Origin of the sequence: Mesorhizobium sp. M0166, assembly GCF_040322255.1 — a bacterium.
Classification (GTDB): Bacteria; Pseudomonadota; Alphaproteobacteria; order Rhizobiales; family Rhizobiaceae; genus Mesorhizobium.
In genome coordinates, this window is record NZ_JAMYTD010000003.1 from 255,505 (window position 1) to 270,738 (window position 15,234).

Sequence of the window (15,234 nt, forward strand, 5' to 3'; positions counted from 1 at the left end):
CTGTCCATGCTGAAATCGATCCGCGCCTCCTTGGCCGTGAGCGTTATAACATTAACCGCCCTTGGCTCATCTTCGGCCTTTGCTGAGCCGTTGAAAGTCGTCGCCAGCTTCACCATCATCGCCGATTTCGCCAAGAATGTCGGCGGCGACCGGATCGATCTGACCACCGTCGTCGGGCCGGACGGCGACGCCCACGTCTACGAGCCGAGCCCCGCCGATGCGGTGGCGATGGCCAAGGCCGACATCGTGCTGGTCAACGGCCTGCATTTCGAAGGTTTTCTGCAGCGCCTGGTCGACGCCAGCGCCACCAAGGCTTCGATTGCCGTGCTGACCAAGGGGGTCACGCCGATCAATTTCAAACCCGAATTCGCCGAGGCCGATGCCGCCGAAGGCGCGGAAACCGATGGCGGCAAGACGGTCACCGATCCGCATGCCTTCCAGTCGATCGCCAATGCCAAGATCTATGTGAAGAACATCGCCGACGCCTTCTGCACGGCCGACGCTGCCGGTTGCGACAGCTACAAAGCCAATGCAGCCGCCTATACACAAAAGCTCAATGCGCTTGAGGGCGAAGTGCAGGCGGCGATCCAGTCGATCCCGCAAGAGAAGCGCGTCGTCATTACCTCGCATGACGCCTTCGGCTATTTCGAGAAGGCCTACGGCTTGACGTTCCTGGCCCCGGAAGGCGTGTCGACCGAGTCGGAGCCTTCCGCTGCCGACGTCGCCAAGCTGGTCAGCCAGGTGAAGCAGGACAAGGCGGCGGCGATCTTTGTCGAGAACATCACCAACCCGCGGCTGATCGAGCAGATCGCCAGCGAGACCGGCATCAAGGTGGGCGGCACGCTCTATTCCGATGCGCTGTCACAGCCCGACGGCCCGGCCGCGACCTATATCGACCTGATGCACAACAACATCGCCCAGATCAAAGGCGCGATCCTCGGCAGCTGAGCCGACCGATCCGGTTCATCCAGCCGGGCTGGCGCATGATGCGTCTGGCGACATGCGGCGTTAGCCCGGCTGGATTTCTGGCATCGAAATCTCTATCTGCGCGGATGGATTTCTTTTCGCGCGGATTGCCGACCGGGTCAGGGAGTGGCAAGACTGCCGCTAACCAAATTGCGAGGACCCCAGCCATGGAATACCGTCAGATCAGCGAGGACTATTCGGTCTCGGGCCAGATCCAGCCCGAGGATGTCGCCGCCATCAAGGATGCCGGCTTCAAGAGCGTGATTTGCAACCGGCCGGACAACGAGCAACCGGGCCAGCCATCCGCCGACACCGTCAAAGCGGCGGTCGAAGGAGCCGGGCTCGCCTTCCGCTACATCCCGGTGATCAGCGGCCAGATCACGGCCGAGAATGTCGAGGACCAGGCCGAGGCGCTGGATGAGCTTGATGGCCCGGTCTTCGCTTACTGCCGGTCCGGCGCCCGTTGCACCAATCTGTATGGGCTGATCCAGCAGCAGAAGGGGTGACTGGCTAGCCGCCGCGATCCTTCGCACCCCCCTCTGTCCTGCCGGACATCTCCCCCGCAAGTGGGGAGATTGGATGCCGCGTTGGCTTTCGCCAATTTTCAATGTTGCGGAGTGGGGCACGAGGTCAGAGCTGCCGATCTCCCCCCTTGCGGGGGAGATGGCCGGCAGGCCAGAGGGGGGTGCTGTCCCTCCGACATATCGCGCTTAATTCACCCAGCCTAAATCGGCAGCGCGCCGGTTTCCTTTAGCGTCTCCAGCACGATCGCCGTCTTCACATGCTGCACGGATTCGTGCGGCAGCAGCACGCCGTTGACGAACTCCGACAATGATTTGAGATCGGGCGTCACCACCTTCAATATGTAGTCCATCTCGCCGGTCAGCGCGTGCGCTTCCTGCACTTGCGGTAGCCGCGCCACCAATTCGCCGAAACGCCGCGCATTGTCGCGGTTGTGGGTGGCGAGCGTCACCGAAATGACGTTGACCAGGGAAAAGCCGAGCTTGTCGCGGTCGAGCACCGCCCGGTAGCCCTTGATATAACCGTCCTCCTCCAGCCGCTGGCGACGGCGCGAGCATTGCGACGCTGACAGGTTCACCCGTTCCGACAAATCGTTGTTGGTCAGCCGCGCATCGCCCTGCAGCAGAGCCATTATCTTGCGGTCAAACTGGTCGATGCGCGCCTCATCCATGAATTTCGGCTCCGCAATGCACAACTCGCGCATGACCAGAGCATTTCAAGCGTTTGAATGCAAGCAATTTGCACTCGCTCCGCGCTATAATTGCGCTCAGACATGGCCGACGCGGCCAATGCCAGATTTCGGGCCAGATTTCGGAGCAATGCCATGGGTCCCTTCCCGCACGACGCACCGCCCGCCAAGATCAGCAAAACCAATCCCGCCGGTACCGACGGCTTCGAATTCGTCGAATTCGCGCATGCCGAGCCGGAAAAGCTCGCCGAGCTGTTCACCCGCATGGGTTATGTGCAGGTGGCCAAGCACCGCAGCAAGGACATCACCGTCTGGCGGCAGGGCGACATCAACTATGTCGTCAATGCCGAACCCGGCTCGCATGCGATGAAATTCGTCGACAAGCACGGCCCTTGCGCCGCCTCGATGGCGTGGCGCGTGGTCGATGCCAGGCATGCCTTCGATCACGCGGTAGCCAAGGGCGCGACGCCCTATGAAGGCGCCGACAAGACGCTCGACGTGCCGGCGATCGTCGGCATCGGTGGCTCGCTGCTCTATTTCATCGAAACCTACGGCGAGAAGGGCTCGGCTTACGACGCCGAGTTCGACTGGCTGGGCGAGCGCGATCCAAAGCCTGAAGGCGTCGGCTTCTACTATCTCGACCACCTCACCCACAATGTCTATCGCGGCCAAATGGACAAATGGTGGGATTTCTACCGCGACCTGTTCGGCTTCAAGCAGATCCATTTCTTCGACATCGACGGCAAGATCACCGGCCTGGTCAGCCGCGCCATCACCTCGCCCTGCGGCAAGATCCGCATCCCGCTGAACGAGTCCAAGGACGAGACCAGCCAGATCGCCGAATATCTGAAGAAGTACAATGGCGAGGGCATCCAGCACATCGCCGTCGGCACCGACGACATCTATGGCGCCACCGACAGGCTGGCCGCCAACGGCCTGAAGTTCATGCCGGGCCCGCCCGAGACCTATTACGACATGTCTTATGCCCGCGTGAACGGCCATGAAGAGCCGATCGAGCGCATGAAAAAGCACGGTATCCTGATCGACGGCGAAGGCGTGGTCGACGGCGGCACGACCAAGATCCTGCTGCAGATTTTTTCGAGAACCGTGATCGGCCCGATCTTCTTCGAGTTTATCCAGAGGAAGGGCGACGAAGGTTTTGGCGAGGGCAATTTCCGCGCTCTGTTCGAATCGATCGAGCAGGACCAGATCAAGCGCGGCGTGCTGAAGGTGGACGGCAAGGCAGCGTAGCCAGCTCGGCCGAGGTGGCTTGTGGTTTGATCAGTTATGACCTAAATTCTGGTCATAAGAGGTTTGACCATGAATGTTCCGATGGCAAAAGCGAAGGCGCAACTCTCCGAGTTGGTGAAACGTGCCCAGGCCGGCGAAGAGATCCATCTGACGCGGCATGGAGAGGTGGTGGCGACCCTGAGCGCGCCCACCCGGGCTGGCGGGAGCAAAGGCCTTTTTGGGGCCCTGAAAGGCCAAATTCGGATATCGGATGATTTTGATGAACTCGGTCCCGAATGGGACGAGTACATTAAATGAGCCGCCAATATCTGGTGGATACTCACATTCTGCTTTGGGTACTCAACGCGGATTCACGCCTTTCGGATCACCATCGCGAGATCTTTCTTGCGGGCGAGGATGTGGTCGTCAGCGTCGTCTCGGTAGCAGAGATCGCCATTAAGAAATCGCTCGGCAAAGTCACGCTCACAGGCAACATCGTGGAAATCCTGCGATCGAACGGCATTCCGATCCTCAGTGTGAATGAACTACACGCAGCGAGGCTTGAGCATCTGCCGTTCCATCATCGCGATCCCTTCGACCGTCTGCTCATCGCACAGGCTCAAATTGAAGGTCTGACGGTGATCACTGCGGATCGACATTTCTCAGCCTACGACGTCGCGTTGGTCTGATCATCCAGCTCCAGCCGCTCGACTTCGGCTTTCCTCAACTTCACATCGTAATCGAGGAAGAACTCGTCGAGTTGCGGCGGTGTCACCGAGGTGCCGGACAGCATCGCGTGCACCTGGCCGCGATGATGGATGTCGTGGATGAAGAGATGGGCGAGCAAATCGCCGATCCGTTCCGGTATCATGCCGTTCTCGCGCCGGTCGGTGACGACGCGGCGCTCGATATCGTCCGTCGACAGGCGGTCGCAAAAAGCGATCAGCCGCCGGTCGGCCTCCGCCCGCGCGCCAAAGAGCGCGTCCGCTTCGTCGAAGAGCAAGAACTCATCGTAAGCCGCGGCGCCGAGGCCGCCCTCTTCGAGAAAATCGAGATAGAGATAATCGACGGCCAGGATGTGATTGAGCGTTGCCTTGATCGAGGGAAAGAAGCTTATCCTTTCAGCCTCGAATTCGCCGGGCTCAAGCTGCAGCACGGCACGATAGAGCCGGTCGTTGGACCACAGATTGTTAGCTGCCATGCGGCGGAAATGGCTCAGCAGGTCCATGACTTCACGGCGCGATCCGGAACAGCGACACACCCGCCCATAGAAGCGCAAACCCAGCCAAAACAATCAGCAGCAGCCCGATCATGCGCCGCCGCATGGCTTGCGTTTCCTGGTCCAGCGCGACATTCGTGTTGGTGACGGTGTGAAACATCATCGCTTTGCGCGGAAAGCCGCTGCGGTTGGTCAGGCCGGGCGAGCGCGCCTCGATGCGATAGCTCAGCCGGATCGCCAGGATGAAGATCGCCAGCATGGCAAGGGCCCAGACACCGTACAGCAGATAGAATGTCTCGCCCGTCATTCTCTTGCCCCCTCGTATTTCTCGACCTTCTGCTCGATGGCGCCGAAAATCGACTGTCCGGCCTTGTTTTTCATTTCGATGCGCACCGTGTCGCCAAAGCGCAGGAACGGCGTTTTCGGCGCGCCGGCTTCGATGGTCTCGATCATGCGCAATTCGGCGATGCAGGAATAGCCGGCGCCGCCTGCAGGGACAGGTTTTCCGGGCTCGCCGCCGAGCTTGTTGGAAACGGTGCCCGAGCCGATGATCGTGCCGGCGGCAAGTGGTCGTGTCCTGGCGGCGTGCGCAATCAGCGCCGGAAAATCGAAGGTCATGTCGATGCCGGCATTCGCCCGGCCAAACGGCTTGCCGTTGAGGTCGACCAGCAGCGGCAGGCTGACCTTGCCGCCATCCCAGGCATCGCCCAGCTCATCGGGCGTCACCGCAACCGGCGAAAAGGCCGATGAGGGTTTCGACTGGAAGAAGCCGAACCCCTTGGCGAGTTCAGGTCCGGTCAGGCCGCGCAGCGTCACGTCGTTGACCAGCATGACCAGCCGGATCGCTGCCCGCGCCTCATCGAGGCCTGTACCCATCGGCACGTCGTCGACAATGACAGCGACCTCGCCCTCCATGTCGATGCCAAGGGTCTCGTCGGTCATGCGGATCGGGTCGCGCGGCCGGAGGAAGCAGTCCGAGCCGCCCTGGTAGATCAGCGGATCGGTCCAGAAGCTTGCCGGCATCTCGGCGCCGCGCGCCTTCCGCACCAGCTCGACATGGTTCACATAGGCCGAGCCATCGGCCCATTGATAGGCACGCGGCAGCGGCGAATGGGCGTCATGCTCGTGAAAGCGGGCAGACGGCACCGCATTGTTCTCCAGCGATTCGGCCATGGCAGCGAGGTGCGGCGCGATGCGACGCCAGTCGTCGAGCGCGGCCTGCAGCGTCCGCACCAGGAACGACGCATCGGTAAATCGCGTCAGGTCGCGCGATACGACGACGAGCTTTCCGTCGCGCGTCCCGTCCTTCAATGTGGCAAGCTTCATGCTTCCTCCCAAGGCGTTTATTCGTAATATTTGCCGGCATAGATAATTCTGGCTGCGGCTCTCCAGGGATTTTCATTTGCCAGCAATGCCAGGTCGCCGCGCCGACTACCATCGGTCCAGGTGACGCCCAAGCGACAGCCGATTCAAGAAAAGTGGCTAACGAATTGTTTTCCCAGCCATTCCAGCTGATGTCAGGTCCTGCCGACCGCAATGCCTCCTTGCGGTCGGCGTCCTCACGGTCGTTTCGCAGCGCATCGAGGAACCGGACGAAAGACGGCAAGTCTTCCACCCTATCGAGAAACAAGGAGAGCTGCACCCAGGATGTCTCCTCGGATTTCTGCACCTCTTCCCAAAGCTTGTCGTTGGTCACGTCTCACTCCCAAGCCCCACAACAAGGCCGTCGCGGGCGATCGTCAAGTCGCCGGCCCATGTTTTCCTGACGGCGGCAATCCAGTCGGCCTCGCCGATCTCGGGATCGTCGGCGGGAATGAGATGGTTGAGGACCAGTCTTTTGACGCCTGCATCGCTGGCGATGCGGCCCGCTTCCTCGGCAAAGCTGTGGCTGGCAAGCAGGTGTTCTCTCAGCCTTGCGCCGTTGCCGGTCTTCGCGACCAGCCGCTCGGTACCCTCTTCCAGCATGGCCTCGTGGACCAGGACGTCGGCGCCCTCGGCGAAATCCGCCAATGGCGGAAAGAACGCCGTATCCGACGAAAAGACGACGCCTTGCCCCGCATGATCGAAGCGCAGCGCAAAGCAGTCCGTCACTGGCGGGTGGTCGACGCGCAAGGCCGATATTTTGAGACCGCGCTCTTCGGCCACTTGGCCTTCAGCAAACTCGACGATCGACACCAGGTCGCGGAGATCCGGCCTGCCTTCATCGGCGATGCGGATCTCGATGTCGAATTCCATTGCCTGGCAAAAGCGCTGCCAATAATGGCCGATGCCGGGCGGGCCGAACAAAGTGACGGGCGCCGCCAGGCCGGCCGTCCAGGCGGTGTGGATGAGAGGTCCGAGTTCCAGCACATGGTCGGAGTGCAAATGCGTGATGAAGATCAGGTCGAGCGCCTTCAGACTGACGCCGGCGTCGGTCAACCCGCGCGTTACGCCCAGCCCGCAATCGACGACGAGGGTGCGGCCGCCAATCTCCAGCAGCGACGAACTCGGCCACGGTCCGCCCGGCCGGAGCGCCGGGCCACCCTTCGAGCCGAGAAGCACCAGACGATCCGTCATGCGACGGCGCTCAAGACCAGTCGCCCTCGGGCGTGCCGTTGAAGCGTTTCTTCAGATCGGCCCAGCAGTCGATGTAATTGTCCTGCCGGGTTTCGAGCTCGGCGCCATAGCGGGTCACCATCTGCGGAAAGCGTGTCTCGAACATGAAGGCCATGGTGTTGTCGAGCTTGACCGGTTTCAGCTCCGCGCGCGAGGCTTTTTCGAAGCCAGACGCATCGGGTCCGTGAGCCAGCATCATGTTGTGCAGGCTGATGCCGCCGGGCACGAAGCCCTCTTCCTTGGCATCGTACTGGCCGTGGATCAGGCCCATGAACTCGCTCATGATGTTGCGGTGATACCAGGGCGGCCGGAAAGTGTTTTCCGCCACAAGCCAGCGCGGCGGGAAGATGACGAAATCGATATTGGCGGTGCCTTCCTCGCCGCTCGGCGCGGTCAGCACGGTGAAGATCGACGGATCGGGGTGGTCGAACAGGATCGCACCGACCGGCGAAAAGGTCGCAAGATCATATTTGTAGGGCGAATAATTGCCGTGCCACGCCACCACATCCAGCGGCGAATGGTCGATCTCGGTGACATGAAACTGACCACACCATTTCGCGATCAGCCGGCACGGTGTCTCCTTGTCCTCGAACCAGGCGCAGGGCGTCTTGAAATCGCGCGGATTGGCCAGGCAATTGGCGCCGATCGGGCCGCGATCCGGCAGCGTCAGCTTGGCGCCGTAATTCTCGCAGACATAGCCGCGCACTTGCGGATCGACCAGTTCGACCTTGAACACCAGACCACGCGGCAGCACGGCAATCTCGCCCGGCCTGAGTTCGATGACGCCCATCTCGGTGACGAAGCGCAAGGCTCCAACCTGGGGCACGACCAGCAACTCGCCGTCGGCGTTGAAGAAATGGTCGTCGGCCATCGAACGGTTGGCGACATAGACATTTGCCGCCATGCCGGTCTGGCCGAGCACGTCGCCGGCGGTGGTGATCGAGCGCATGCCGGCGATGAAGTCCGTCGGTTCCTTCGGCATGGGCACGGGGCTCCAGCGATACTGGCCGAGCGCGAGCTGGTGGTCGCCGACATTCGGCGCGCTTTTCCAAAACGGATAATTCGCCGCTTTGAAGCGGCCGGTATGCCTGACGCTCGGCCTTATCCGATAAAGCCAGGAGCGCTCATTGGTGCCGCGCGGCGCGGTGAAAGGCGAGCCCGACAGCTGCTCCGCATAGAGGCCATAGGCCGGCCGTTGCGGCGAGTTTCGCCCCTGCGGCAGCGAGCCCGGCAAAGTCTCGGTTTCGAAGTCATTGCCGAAACCCGGCATGTAGGAAAAGGCCATGGCATCCTCCCGAATTCATAGTCCCGGAGCGTCCAAGGGCGCTCCGAGTTGACCAAACTGGTTTCATTTGTAACCATTGAAAATGTAACCATCAATGGTGATTTCGGCGTGGGGCGCCAGCCTGCTCAGTCAAGGCCAAAATGAAACCGGAAATCCTCGAACTCCAATCCTTCCTGCCTTACCGGCTCTATCGGCTTGCCGATGCCGTCAGCCGCGAATTCTCAAGGATCTACAAGGACCGTCACGGCCTGACCCGACCCGAATGGCGCACGCTGGCCGGACTTGGACAGCACGGCACGATGACGGCGACGGCGCTCGGCGAGCAATCTGCCATGCACAAGACCAAGGTTTCGCGCGCGGTCGCCGAACTCGAGCGGCGGCGCTGGCTCGTCCGGACGCCAGACGAAAAAGACCGCCGTGTCGAGCATCTGACGCTGACCAAAGCTGGCGTTGCCGCCTATCGCGAAATGGTGCCGCTGGCGAAAGCGTTCGAGCGGGAGCTGCTGGCAAGGCTGAGCACGGAACAGCGAGCGGCCGTTGTAAGCGGAGTGGCAGCATTGGAGGCGGCATTGGGAAAAAGCTAGGTTCCTGGCAGAATTGCTGGCACGCTGGCGGGACAGCGCCCCCCTCTGTCCTGCCGGACATCTCCCCCACAAGTGGGGAGATCGGCAGCTTCGGCGCTCCGCTCGTCTTGCGACGTCGGAGATTGGCGAAAGCCAGCACGATGGCCAATCTCCCCCCAAGTGGGGGAGATGTCCGGCAGGACAGAGGGGGGCGCGAAGGATCGCTACGGAACAGCTTTCAGCCCGCACGGTGTTTCTCGGCGTCACCAGTCCATCACCACCTTGCCGGAGTTACCGCTCTTCATCGCCTCGAACCCGGAAATATAGTCGTCAATGCCGATGCGGTGGGTGATCAGGCCGCTGACATCGAGAGGACCCTGCACCAGCGCGATCATCTTGTACCAGGTCTCGAACATCTCGCGACCGTAGATGCCTTTCAGATGCAGCATCTTGAAGATGACCTTGTTCCAGTCGATCTCGAAGCCGGTCGGCGCGATGCCGAGAATGGCGATCTTGCCGCCATTGTTCATGGTATCGATCATGTCGCGGAAGGCAGGCGCGGCGCCCGACATTTCGAGGCCGACGTCGAAACCCTCGGTCATGCCGAGCGCCGGCATGACATCGCGCAACTTCTCCTTCGAGGCATCGACGACATGCTGGACGCCGAGCTTTTTCGCCAGTGCCAGGCGCACCGGGTTGATATCGGTGATGACCACTTTGCGCGCGCCGACGCACTGCGCCACCAATGCGCCCATGATGCCGATAGGCCCGGCGCCGGTGACCAGCACGTCCTCGCCGACGAGATCGAAGGACAATGCGGTGTGAACCGCATTGCCCAGGGGATCGAATATCGCGGCGATCTCGTCGGGCACGTCGTCGGGGATCGGCACGACATTGTGCTGCGGGATCGCCAGATATTCGCCAAAGGCGCCCGGCCGGTTGACGCCGACGCCAAGCGTGTTGCGGCACAGATGCCCCCTGCCCGCCCGGCAGTTGCGGCAATGGCCGCAAACAATGTGGCCTTCGCCCGAAACGCGCTGGCCGAGTTTGTATTCGGTCACCGCCGCGCCGAAATCGGCGACCGTGCCGACGAATTCATGGCCGGTGACCATCGGCACCGGCACCGTCTTTTGTGCCCACTGGTCCCAATTGTAGATGTGGACGTCGGTACCGCAGATCGCGGTTTTCCTGATCTTGATCAGCACGTCGTTGGGGCCGATCTCCGGCACCGGCACTTGTTCCATCCAGATGCCCGGCTCGGCCTTGGCCTTGACCAGCGCCTTCATCATGTTCGACATTCTTTCGTCCCCAGAACCTTAGTCGCTTGAATCTCTTGATCCGGAATCGCTTTTCGGTCCCGGCCGTTCAGGAAATCACGCCGAGTTCGCGACCGACTGCGGCGAACGCCTCAACCGCACGATCGATGTCGGCGCTGGAATGGGCGGCCGACATCTGCGTGCGAATGCGCGCCTGGCCCTTCGGCACCACCGGGAAGGAGAAGCCGATGACATAGATACCGCGCCTCAGCATCCGCGCCGCCATCTCCTGCGCCAGCGTCGCGTCGCCCAGCATCACCGGGATGATTGGATGGTCGGCGCCAGCCAGTGTAAAGCCGAGCCTGCCCATCTCGGAGCGAAACCGCGCTGCGTTGGCATATAGGCGCTGACGCAATGCATCGCCATTGCGGATCAGTTCGAACACCCGGATCGAGGCGCCGGCGATCGCCGGCATCAGCGTGTTGGAAAACAGATAGGGGCGCGAGCGCTGGCGCAGCCAGTCGACCACCTGCTTCCTGCCCGACGTGTAGCCGCCGGACGCCCCACCCAATGCCTTCCCAAGCGTGCCGGTGATGATGTCCACCCTGCCCTCGACGCCGCAATGTTCGGCCGAGCCACGGCCATTCCTGCCGACGAAACCAACTGCATGGCTGTCGTCGACCACGACCATCGCATCATATTTGTCGGCGAGATCGCAGACGCCCTTCAGATTGGCGATGATGCCATCCATCGAGAACACGCCGTCGGTGGCGATCAGCCGGAACCGGCAGTCGCGCGCCTCTTTCAACCGCGCTTCGAGATCGGCCATGTCGTTGTTGGCGTAGCGGAAGCGCTTTGCCTTCGACAGCCGCACCCCGTCGATGATCGAGGCGTGGTTCAGCGCATCGGAGATGACCGCATCCTCCTCGCCGAGCAGCGTCTCGAACAGGCCACCATTGGCGTCGAAGCAGGAGCCGTAGAGGATGGTGTCCTCCATGCCGAGGAAGTCAGAAATGGTCGCCTCGAGCTGCTTGTGTTCTTCCTGCGTGCCGCAGATGAAGCGCACCGACGCCATGCCGTAGCCGTAACGGTCGAGCGCCTGCTTGGCCGCCTCGCGCAGTTCGGCGCTGTCGGCGAGGCCGAGATAATTATTGGCGCAGAAATTCAGCACCTTCTCGCCGCCGACCTCGATCTCGGCCGATTGGGTCGAGCTTATCACCCGCTCGGATTTATAGAGGCCTGCCGTTTTCAGTCCTTCAAGCTCGCTGTCGATGTGGGAAAGGAATGCTTCGGTCATGATCAGGCCCTGTTGAGATCGATGAGGACTGTCGCGCCCCGCGGGCGAAAAATCCATCGCAAAAGCGACCGCTCCGGTGGCGGCAATGGCACGGCAGAGGCCACGATGTTCAAATGCGGAGGCGCCGCGAAAGATTGCAATAACCACTTTGCGGGTTTCCCGCCACGGTCGCCGCCGCCGGCCTGTTGCCGTCCCAAACCTGTTAACACTTTGAAGCCAAAGGTTGTCGCGCAAGAATTCGTTGGCAAGAGGCCGCCTCAGAAAATGTCGCAGCAGCCGGTGCACGCCGTTTCAGGCAGGCTCATACTCCTCATCAAATCGGGCTACTGGCTGGCTCTGCTGATCATAGCCGCCATGGTCGTGGCCTCCTTCATCCTGCTGCAACAGGTGATGGCGACCCAACGGCACAATCAAGCGCTGCTCGATATCGTCAGCACACAAAAAGCCCTGTCGCAGCGCATCGTCTTCCTTGCCGGCGCGACAGGCAGCGCCTCGCGCGATCAACAGCGCGCCCTGGTTACCGCGCTCAAGCAAGCGACGGTGGAGTTCGAGAAAAATTACGATCTGCTACTCGAGCGGACCGCCGCCGATCCGGTGTCGCCGGCAAGGTTCGATCCGAAATCGATCGAGAGCGTGCTTTTCGCCAAGCCGTACCATCTCGACTACTTCTCGGTTGGGCTTATCGCCAACGGCGAGCGCCTGATCTCTTCATTCGAATCGCGGCTCAACACGACTGGCAGCGGCGGCTACAAAGGTGGAGAGGAGCGCGTCAACCTGAACGCATCCGTTGCCAACGCAACATTGTCGGGCTACGCAGCACTCGGCCAGCGCATCAGCGCCTACGCGGACCAGCGCTCCGAAAGGCTCCTCGATCTTCATCGGACATTGTTCTACTCGACCATCGGCGTTATCCTGATGGTGGCACTTTTCATTTTCCGGCCGATGTCGAACGCCATCCTGCGCCGGACGCGCGAGCTGGTCGATGCACGCAATTCCATGGCCTTTATTGCGGTGCATGACGGGCTAACCGGCCTGCACAACCGCACCTTCCTGACCGACCATTTCGATACGTTCATCAACGGCGCGCGGCGAAGGCGTGAACGGGTTGCCGTGGTGCAGTTCGACCTCGACCGGTTCAAGCAGATCAACGACACGCTCGGCCATGCCGCTGGCGATTATGTGCTGGTGGTGGCCGCGCAGCGTATGCGCGATTCCTGCCGGACGTCGGATCTCAACGTGCGTCTCGGAGGCGACGAATTCGTTGTGGTCCTCAACGACGCCGGCAGCACCGAAGACATCGATGTCGTCGCCAGGCGCATGCTGGCCAAACTCAATGAGCCGGTCATATTCCGAGGCACGACGATCCATCCGGGTGTAAGTGCCGGGATTGCGGTCTACCCGATCGATGCCGACAATGCGCAGGACCTGCTCGTCCATGCCGATCTGGCGCTGTATTCAGCCAAGAAGCAGGGCGGCGGCAGTTTGTCGTTCTTCTCCGATGAGCTGAGGCGCGAACTCGACAATCGAAAGCAGCTCGAGCTCGACATTAGGGTCGCCATCTCGGAGAAGGCATTCGAGGTCTATTTCCAGCCGCAGGTGTCGCTGTCGGACGGCGCCATCAGTGGCATCGAGGCTTTGGCTCGCTGGAGGCATGCGGAGCGCGGTATGATCGCGCCGGGCGAGTTCATTCCAATCGCAGAAAAATGCGGCTTGATGTCCGAGATTGGCCGCATCGTCATTACCAAGGCGATCGACGAAGCAGCCGAATGGAACCGCGCAGGCATCGGCTTCGGGCGGATCGCCGTCAATGTGTCCGGCTCGGAGCTGCGCGAGACAGATTTCGAAGTCTTCCTGTTCGACATGCTGGAGAGGGCTGGCCTGCCAGCGCACAAACTATCGCTGGAGATCGTCGAATCCGTCATTCTCGACGACGAGAAGACCGGTATCGCGGCAAAGCTGCGGCACATTCGCGCGGCCGGCATCCATCTTGAGCTCGATGATTTCGGCACCGGCTACGCATCGCTCAGCCATGTCAATCCAAACGAGATCGACCGGCTGAAGATCGACCGCCGTTTCGTCCAGAATATCAACGAGAACGGCGGCAACACCAAGATCGTGCGAGCCCTCACAGAACTGGCTCGCGGTCTCGGCATCTCGATCGTTGCCGAGGGCGCTGAAACCGAAGCCGAACTCGACTCGCTGATGGCGATCGGCTGCGACCAGGTGCAAGGCTATTCCATTGCTTTCCCGATGCCGCCGGACAGGGTGCGCGAATGGCTGGTGGCGCGAACGCCGAAAAAGGCCAGGCTGACGGTGCTGCAGGGCCGCCTGGCGTAGATCCGTCATGGTCCGGCTTTGCGAACCGACCTGATGAGCCGAGGCGGAAGGTCACCCTCATCGCCGGGAAATGCTGCCAGGAATTGTCCAAAGCTGGGCACAAGCGCCAGTCTTTCGTAGTCCTGGAACGACAGAATGACCGCCTGCTTGCGGCCACGCCGGGTGATGACGGCCGGTTCTCCCGTGATGACCTGATCGAGCACCGCCGAGAGTGTGGCCCTGGCGTCCTTCAGCGAAATTACGCGCATAGCGTTTTCCTAGCCTAAATTTCTAGCTCTCGACATTGGCTCGCAGCGCAGCCAGCACCGCTGCAAACTCCACCAGCCTGTCGTCGGACAGTCCTTTCCGCAGCCGTTTGTCGAAGGCTAACGCGGCGGTGCGCAATTTCAGGAACAACGCTTCTCCGGCTTGGGTCAGCTCCACCTGGTGAACCCGGCGGTTCTCGGGATCGCGGCGCCGCATCAGCAGGCCTTGGGTCTCCATGGCGTTGAGGTGGTGGGTCAGCGTTGCGCCCCGGATGCCGATCATGCCGGCGAGCTCGCGTTGGTTGGCCAGCTCCCGCGACTTGACAGACAGCAAAGTGACCCAGACCGGCAGCGTGCCGCCGGCCTCGACCAAGGCAGCGTCGAAAGCCTGCGCGACCAGCTTGGCGGTGCGGGCGAGATTCATCCCGATCGGCGGGCGGTCAAACGGCGTCATGGTCCAACACTAGAACAAGGGCAAAGCCTATGGAACCGGCTCGGAGCTTATGCATTGACATCTAATCATTTGATATCTATCAATACGGTTAGCGGTGGGCAAGAGAGGAAATGCGGTCATGCAATATGTCTACATTATCGTCCTCGGCCTTCACGTCATGGCGGGTGTGTTCTGGGCCGGCACCACCATCGCGGTTGCCCGCGAACCGGAGATCAGGGCGGAACGTTTCTTCCGGCCGCAAATGGGCGCGGCCGGCGTGGTTTTCCTCACGGGTTTGCTGCTGTGGTATTTCTTCCACAACGGCTCTTTCGGCTCGATGGAGAAGGTACTGGCGCTGGGCATCTTGACGGCGTTGATCGCCGCCGGGGTTCAGGGCGCGCTGGTGGGTTCCGCCAGCAGGCAGTTGGCTGGCGCTGATGCCGCGAAGCAAACCCAGTTGCGCGCGAAGATGACAAAAGGCGAGCGCATCGCCGGCGGACTGCTGGTCATCACCGTGTTCTGCATGGCCACCGCCAGGATGTTTTGAGCGTCCTGCCGCAATCGCAAGATCGTACGGTGCCCGGCGATGGCCGGCGGC

18 protein-coding genes are annotated in these 15,234 nt (G+C 61.4%); 8 read left to right on the plus strand and 10 right to left on the minus strand.

Annotated elements, in window-relative coordinates; genetic code table 11:
- The first annotated feature begins 6 nt into the window (after window positions 1-6).
- Window positions 7-948: a zinc ABC transporter substrate-binding protein AztC gene (gene aztC, locus NKJ46_RS05835; RefSeq protein WP_352662989.1), complete on the plus strand. Its 942-nt coding sequence runs from the start codon at window positions 7-9 to the stop codon at window positions 946-948.
- Window positions 949-1,133: 185 nt separating this feature from the next.
- Window positions 1,134-1,472, plus strand: a complete 339-nt coding sequence (locus tag NKJ46_RS05840) for a protein tyrosine phosphatase family protein (RefSeq protein WP_352662992.1) — start codon at window positions 1,134-1,136, stop codon at window positions 1,470-1,472.
- A gap of 218 nt (window positions 1,473-1,690) precedes the next feature.
- On the opposite strand, the gene NKJ46_RS05845 is transcribed toward NKJ46_RS05840, so the two are convergent.
- A complete protein-coding gene (locus tag NKJ46_RS05845; protein WP_023674409.1) occupies window positions 1,691-2,158 on the minus strand; it encodes an Lrp/AsnC family transcriptional regulator in 468 nt (155 codons plus the stop codon).
- A 153-nt stretch (window positions 2,159-2,311) separates the two neighbouring features.
- Here NKJ46_RS05845 and hppD point away from each other — a divergent pair, with 153 nt between their 5' ends.
- From hppD to NKJ46_RS05860, 3 genes are all read left to right on the plus strand, one after another.
- The gene (hppD, locus tag NKJ46_RS05850; RefSeq protein ID WP_352662995.1) at window positions 2,312-3,427 is read left to right on the plus strand and encodes a 4-hydroxyphenylpyruvate dioxygenase; all 1,116 of its coding nucleotides are present in this window, start codon (window positions 2,312-2,314) and stop codon (window positions 3,425-3,427) included.
- A gap of 69 nt (window positions 3,428-3,496) precedes the next feature.
- Window positions 3,497-3,724, plus strand: a complete 228-nt coding sequence (locus NKJ46_RS05855; RefSeq protein WP_352662998.1) for a type II toxin-antitoxin system Phd/YefM family antitoxin — start codon at window positions 3,497-3,499, stop codon at window positions 3,722-3,724.
- Entirely contained in the window at window positions 3,721-4,095 is a 375-nt protein-coding gene (locus NKJ46_RS05860) for a type II toxin-antitoxin system VapC family toxin (protein ID WP_352663001.1), read from the plus strand. Before NKJ46_RS05855 ends, NKJ46_RS05860 begins: the two co-directional genes overlap by 4 nt.
- Here the strand turns inward: NKJ46_RS05860 and NKJ46_RS05865 are convergent.
- From NKJ46_RS05865 to hmgA, 5 genes are all read right to left on the minus strand, one after another.
- On the minus strand, window positions 4,074-4,634 hold the full coding sequence (locus NKJ46_RS05865; protein WP_352663004.1) for a DinB family protein: 561 nt from the start codon (window positions 4,632-4,634) through the stop codon (window positions 4,074-4,076). The two genes, NKJ46_RS05860 and NKJ46_RS05865, sit on opposite strands and share 22 nt — an antisense overlap.
- A 4-nt stretch (window positions 4,635-4,638) precedes the next feature.
- Entirely contained in the window at window positions 4,639-4,932 is a 294-nt protein-coding gene (locus NKJ46_RS05870; protein WP_352663007.1) for a hypothetical protein, read from the minus strand.
- Window positions 4,929-5,951, minus strand: a complete 1,023-nt coding sequence (locus NKJ46_RS05875) for a fumarylacetoacetate hydrolase family protein (protein ID WP_352663010.1) — start codon at window positions 5,949-5,951, stop codon at window positions 4,929-4,931. Before NKJ46_RS05875 ends, NKJ46_RS05870 begins: the two co-directional genes overlap by 4 nt.
- Before the next feature lie 366 nt (window positions 5,952-6,317).
- Window positions 6,318-7,181, minus strand: a complete 864-nt coding sequence (locus tag NKJ46_RS05880) for an MBL fold metallo-hydrolase (protein WP_352663013.1) — start codon at window positions 7,179-7,181, stop codon at window positions 6,318-6,320.
- 10 nt (window positions 7,182-7,191) lie between these two features.
- Window positions 7,192-8,505 carry a homogentisate 1,2-dioxygenase gene (gene hmgA, locus NKJ46_RS05885; protein ID WP_352663016.1) on the minus strand — a complete coding sequence of 438 codons (1,314 nt, stop codon included), beginning with the start codon at window positions 8,503-8,505 and terminating at the stop codon, window positions 7,192-7,194.
- A 140-nt stretch (window positions 8,506-8,645) separates the two neighbouring features.
- On the opposite strand from hmgA, the gene NKJ46_RS05890 reads away from it, so the two are divergent.
- Entirely contained in the window at window positions 8,646-9,089 is a 444-nt protein-coding gene (locus NKJ46_RS05890) for a MarR family winged helix-turn-helix transcriptional regulator (RefSeq protein WP_352663019.1), read from the plus strand.
- A 242-nt stretch (window positions 9,090-9,331) separates the two neighbouring features.
- On the opposite strand, the gene tdh is transcribed toward NKJ46_RS05890, so the two are convergent.
- A complete protein-coding gene (gene tdh / locus NKJ46_RS05895) occupies window positions 9,332-10,366 on the minus strand; it encodes an L-threonine 3-dehydrogenase (protein WP_352663022.1) in 1,035 nt (344 codons plus the stop codon).
- A gap of 67 nt (window positions 10,367-10,433) precedes the next feature.
- Window positions 10,434-11,621, minus strand: coding sequence for a glycine C-acetyltransferase (locus NKJ46_RS05900; protein ID WP_352663025.1), 1,188 nt, complete (start codon window positions 11,619-11,621; stop codon window positions 10,434-10,436).
- A 264-nt stretch (window positions 11,622-11,885) separates the two neighbouring features.
- On the opposite strand from NKJ46_RS05900, the gene NKJ46_RS05905 reads away from it, so the two are divergent.
- Window positions 11,886-13,958: a putative bifunctional diguanylate cyclase/phosphodiesterase gene (locus NKJ46_RS05905; RefSeq protein ID WP_352663028.1), complete on the plus strand. Its 2,073-nt coding sequence runs from the start codon at window positions 11,886-11,888 to the stop codon at window positions 13,956-13,958.
- A gap of 5 nt (window positions 13,959-13,963) precedes the next feature.
- Here the strand turns inward: NKJ46_RS05905 and NKJ46_RS05910 are convergent, their stop codons facing one another.
- Together NKJ46_RS05910 and NKJ46_RS05915 are read right to left on the minus strand one after the other, a co-directional pair.
- On the minus strand, window positions 13,964-14,206 hold the full coding sequence (locus NKJ46_RS05910) for a type II toxin-antitoxin system Phd/YefM family antitoxin (protein WP_352663031.1): 243 nt from the start codon (window positions 14,204-14,206) through the stop codon (window positions 13,964-13,966).
- A 22-nt stretch (window positions 14,207-14,228) separates the two neighbouring features.
- A complete protein-coding gene (locus tag NKJ46_RS05915; RefSeq protein WP_352663034.1) occupies window positions 14,229-14,657 on the minus strand; it encodes a MarR family winged helix-turn-helix transcriptional regulator in 429 nt (142 codons plus the stop codon).
- A 118-nt stretch (window positions 14,658-14,775) separates the two neighbouring features.
- On the opposite strand from NKJ46_RS05915, the gene NKJ46_RS05920 reads away from it, so the two are divergent.
- Entirely contained in the window at window positions 14,776-15,183 is a 408-nt protein-coding gene (locus tag NKJ46_RS05920) for a hypothetical protein (RefSeq protein ID WP_023674396.1), read from the plus strand.
- The last annotated feature ends 51 nt before the right edge of the window (window positions 15,184-15,234 follow it).

Coding starts and splice junctions, on each gene's coding strand:
- NKJ46_RS05920 (WP_023674396.1), top strand. CDS start 14,776: ATGCAATATGTCTACATTATCGTCCTCGGCCTTCACGTCATGGCGGGT.
- hppD (WP_352662995.1), top strand. CDS start 2,312: ATGGGTCCCTTCCCGCACGACGCACCGCCCGCCAAGATCAGCAAAACC.
- NKJ46_RS05875 (WP_352663010.1), bottom strand. CDS start 5,951: ATGAAGCTTGCCACATTGAAGGACGGGACGCGCGACGGAAAGCTCGTC.
- NKJ46_RS05880 (WP_352663013.1), bottom strand. CDS start 7,181: ATGACGGATCGTCTGGTGCTTCTCGGCTCGAAGGGTGGCCCGGCGCTC.
- NKJ46_RS05870 (WP_352663007.1), bottom strand. CDS start 4,932: ATGACGGGCGAGACATTCTATCTGCTGTACGGTGTCTGGGCCCTTGCC.
- NKJ46_RS05890 (WP_352663019.1), top strand. CDS start 8,646: ATGAAACCGGAAATCCTCGAACTCCAATCCTTCCTGCCTTACCGGCTC.
- tdh (WP_352663022.1), bottom strand. CDS start 10,366: ATGTCGAACATGATGAAGGCGCTGGTCAAGGCCAAGGCCGAGCCGGGC.
- aztC (WP_352662989.1), top strand. CDS start 7: ATGCTGAAATCGATCCGCGCCTCCTTGGCCGTGAGCGTTATAACATTA.
- NKJ46_RS05860 (WP_352663001.1), top strand. CDS start 3,721: ATGAGCCGCCAATATCTGGTGGATACTCACATTCTGCTTTGGGTACTC.
- NKJ46_RS05910 (WP_352663031.1), bottom strand. CDS start 14,206: ATGCGCGTAATTTCGCTGAAGGACGCCAGGGCCACACTCTCGGCGGTG.
- NKJ46_RS05865 (WP_352663004.1), bottom strand. CDS start 4,634: ATGGACCTGCTGAGCCATTTCCGCCGCATGGCAGCTAACAATCTGTGG.
- hmgA (WP_352663016.1), bottom strand. CDS start 8,505: ATGGCCTTTTCCTACATGCCGGGTTTCGGCAATGACTTCGAAACCGAG.
- NKJ46_RS05840 (WP_352662992.1), top strand. CDS start 1,134: ATGGAATACCGTCAGATCAGCGAGGACTATTCGGTCTCGGGCCAGATC.
- NKJ46_RS05855 (WP_352662998.1), top strand. CDS start 3,497: ATGAATGTTCCGATGGCAAAAGCGAAGGCGCAACTCTCCGAGTTGGTG.
- NKJ46_RS05845 (WP_023674409.1), bottom strand. CDS start 2,158: ATGGATGAGGCGCGCATCGACCAGTTTGACCGCAAGATAATGGCTCTG.
- NKJ46_RS05900 (WP_352663025.1), bottom strand. CDS start 11,621: ATGACCGAAGCATTCCTTTCCCACATCGACAGCGAGCTTGAAGGACTG.
- NKJ46_RS05915 (WP_352663034.1), bottom strand. CDS start 14,657: ATGACGCCGTTTGACCGCCCGCCGATCGGGATGAATCTCGCCCGCACC.
- NKJ46_RS05905 (WP_352663028.1), top strand. CDS start 11,886: ATGTCGCAGCAGCCGGTGCACGCCGTTTCAGGCAGGCTCATACTCCTC.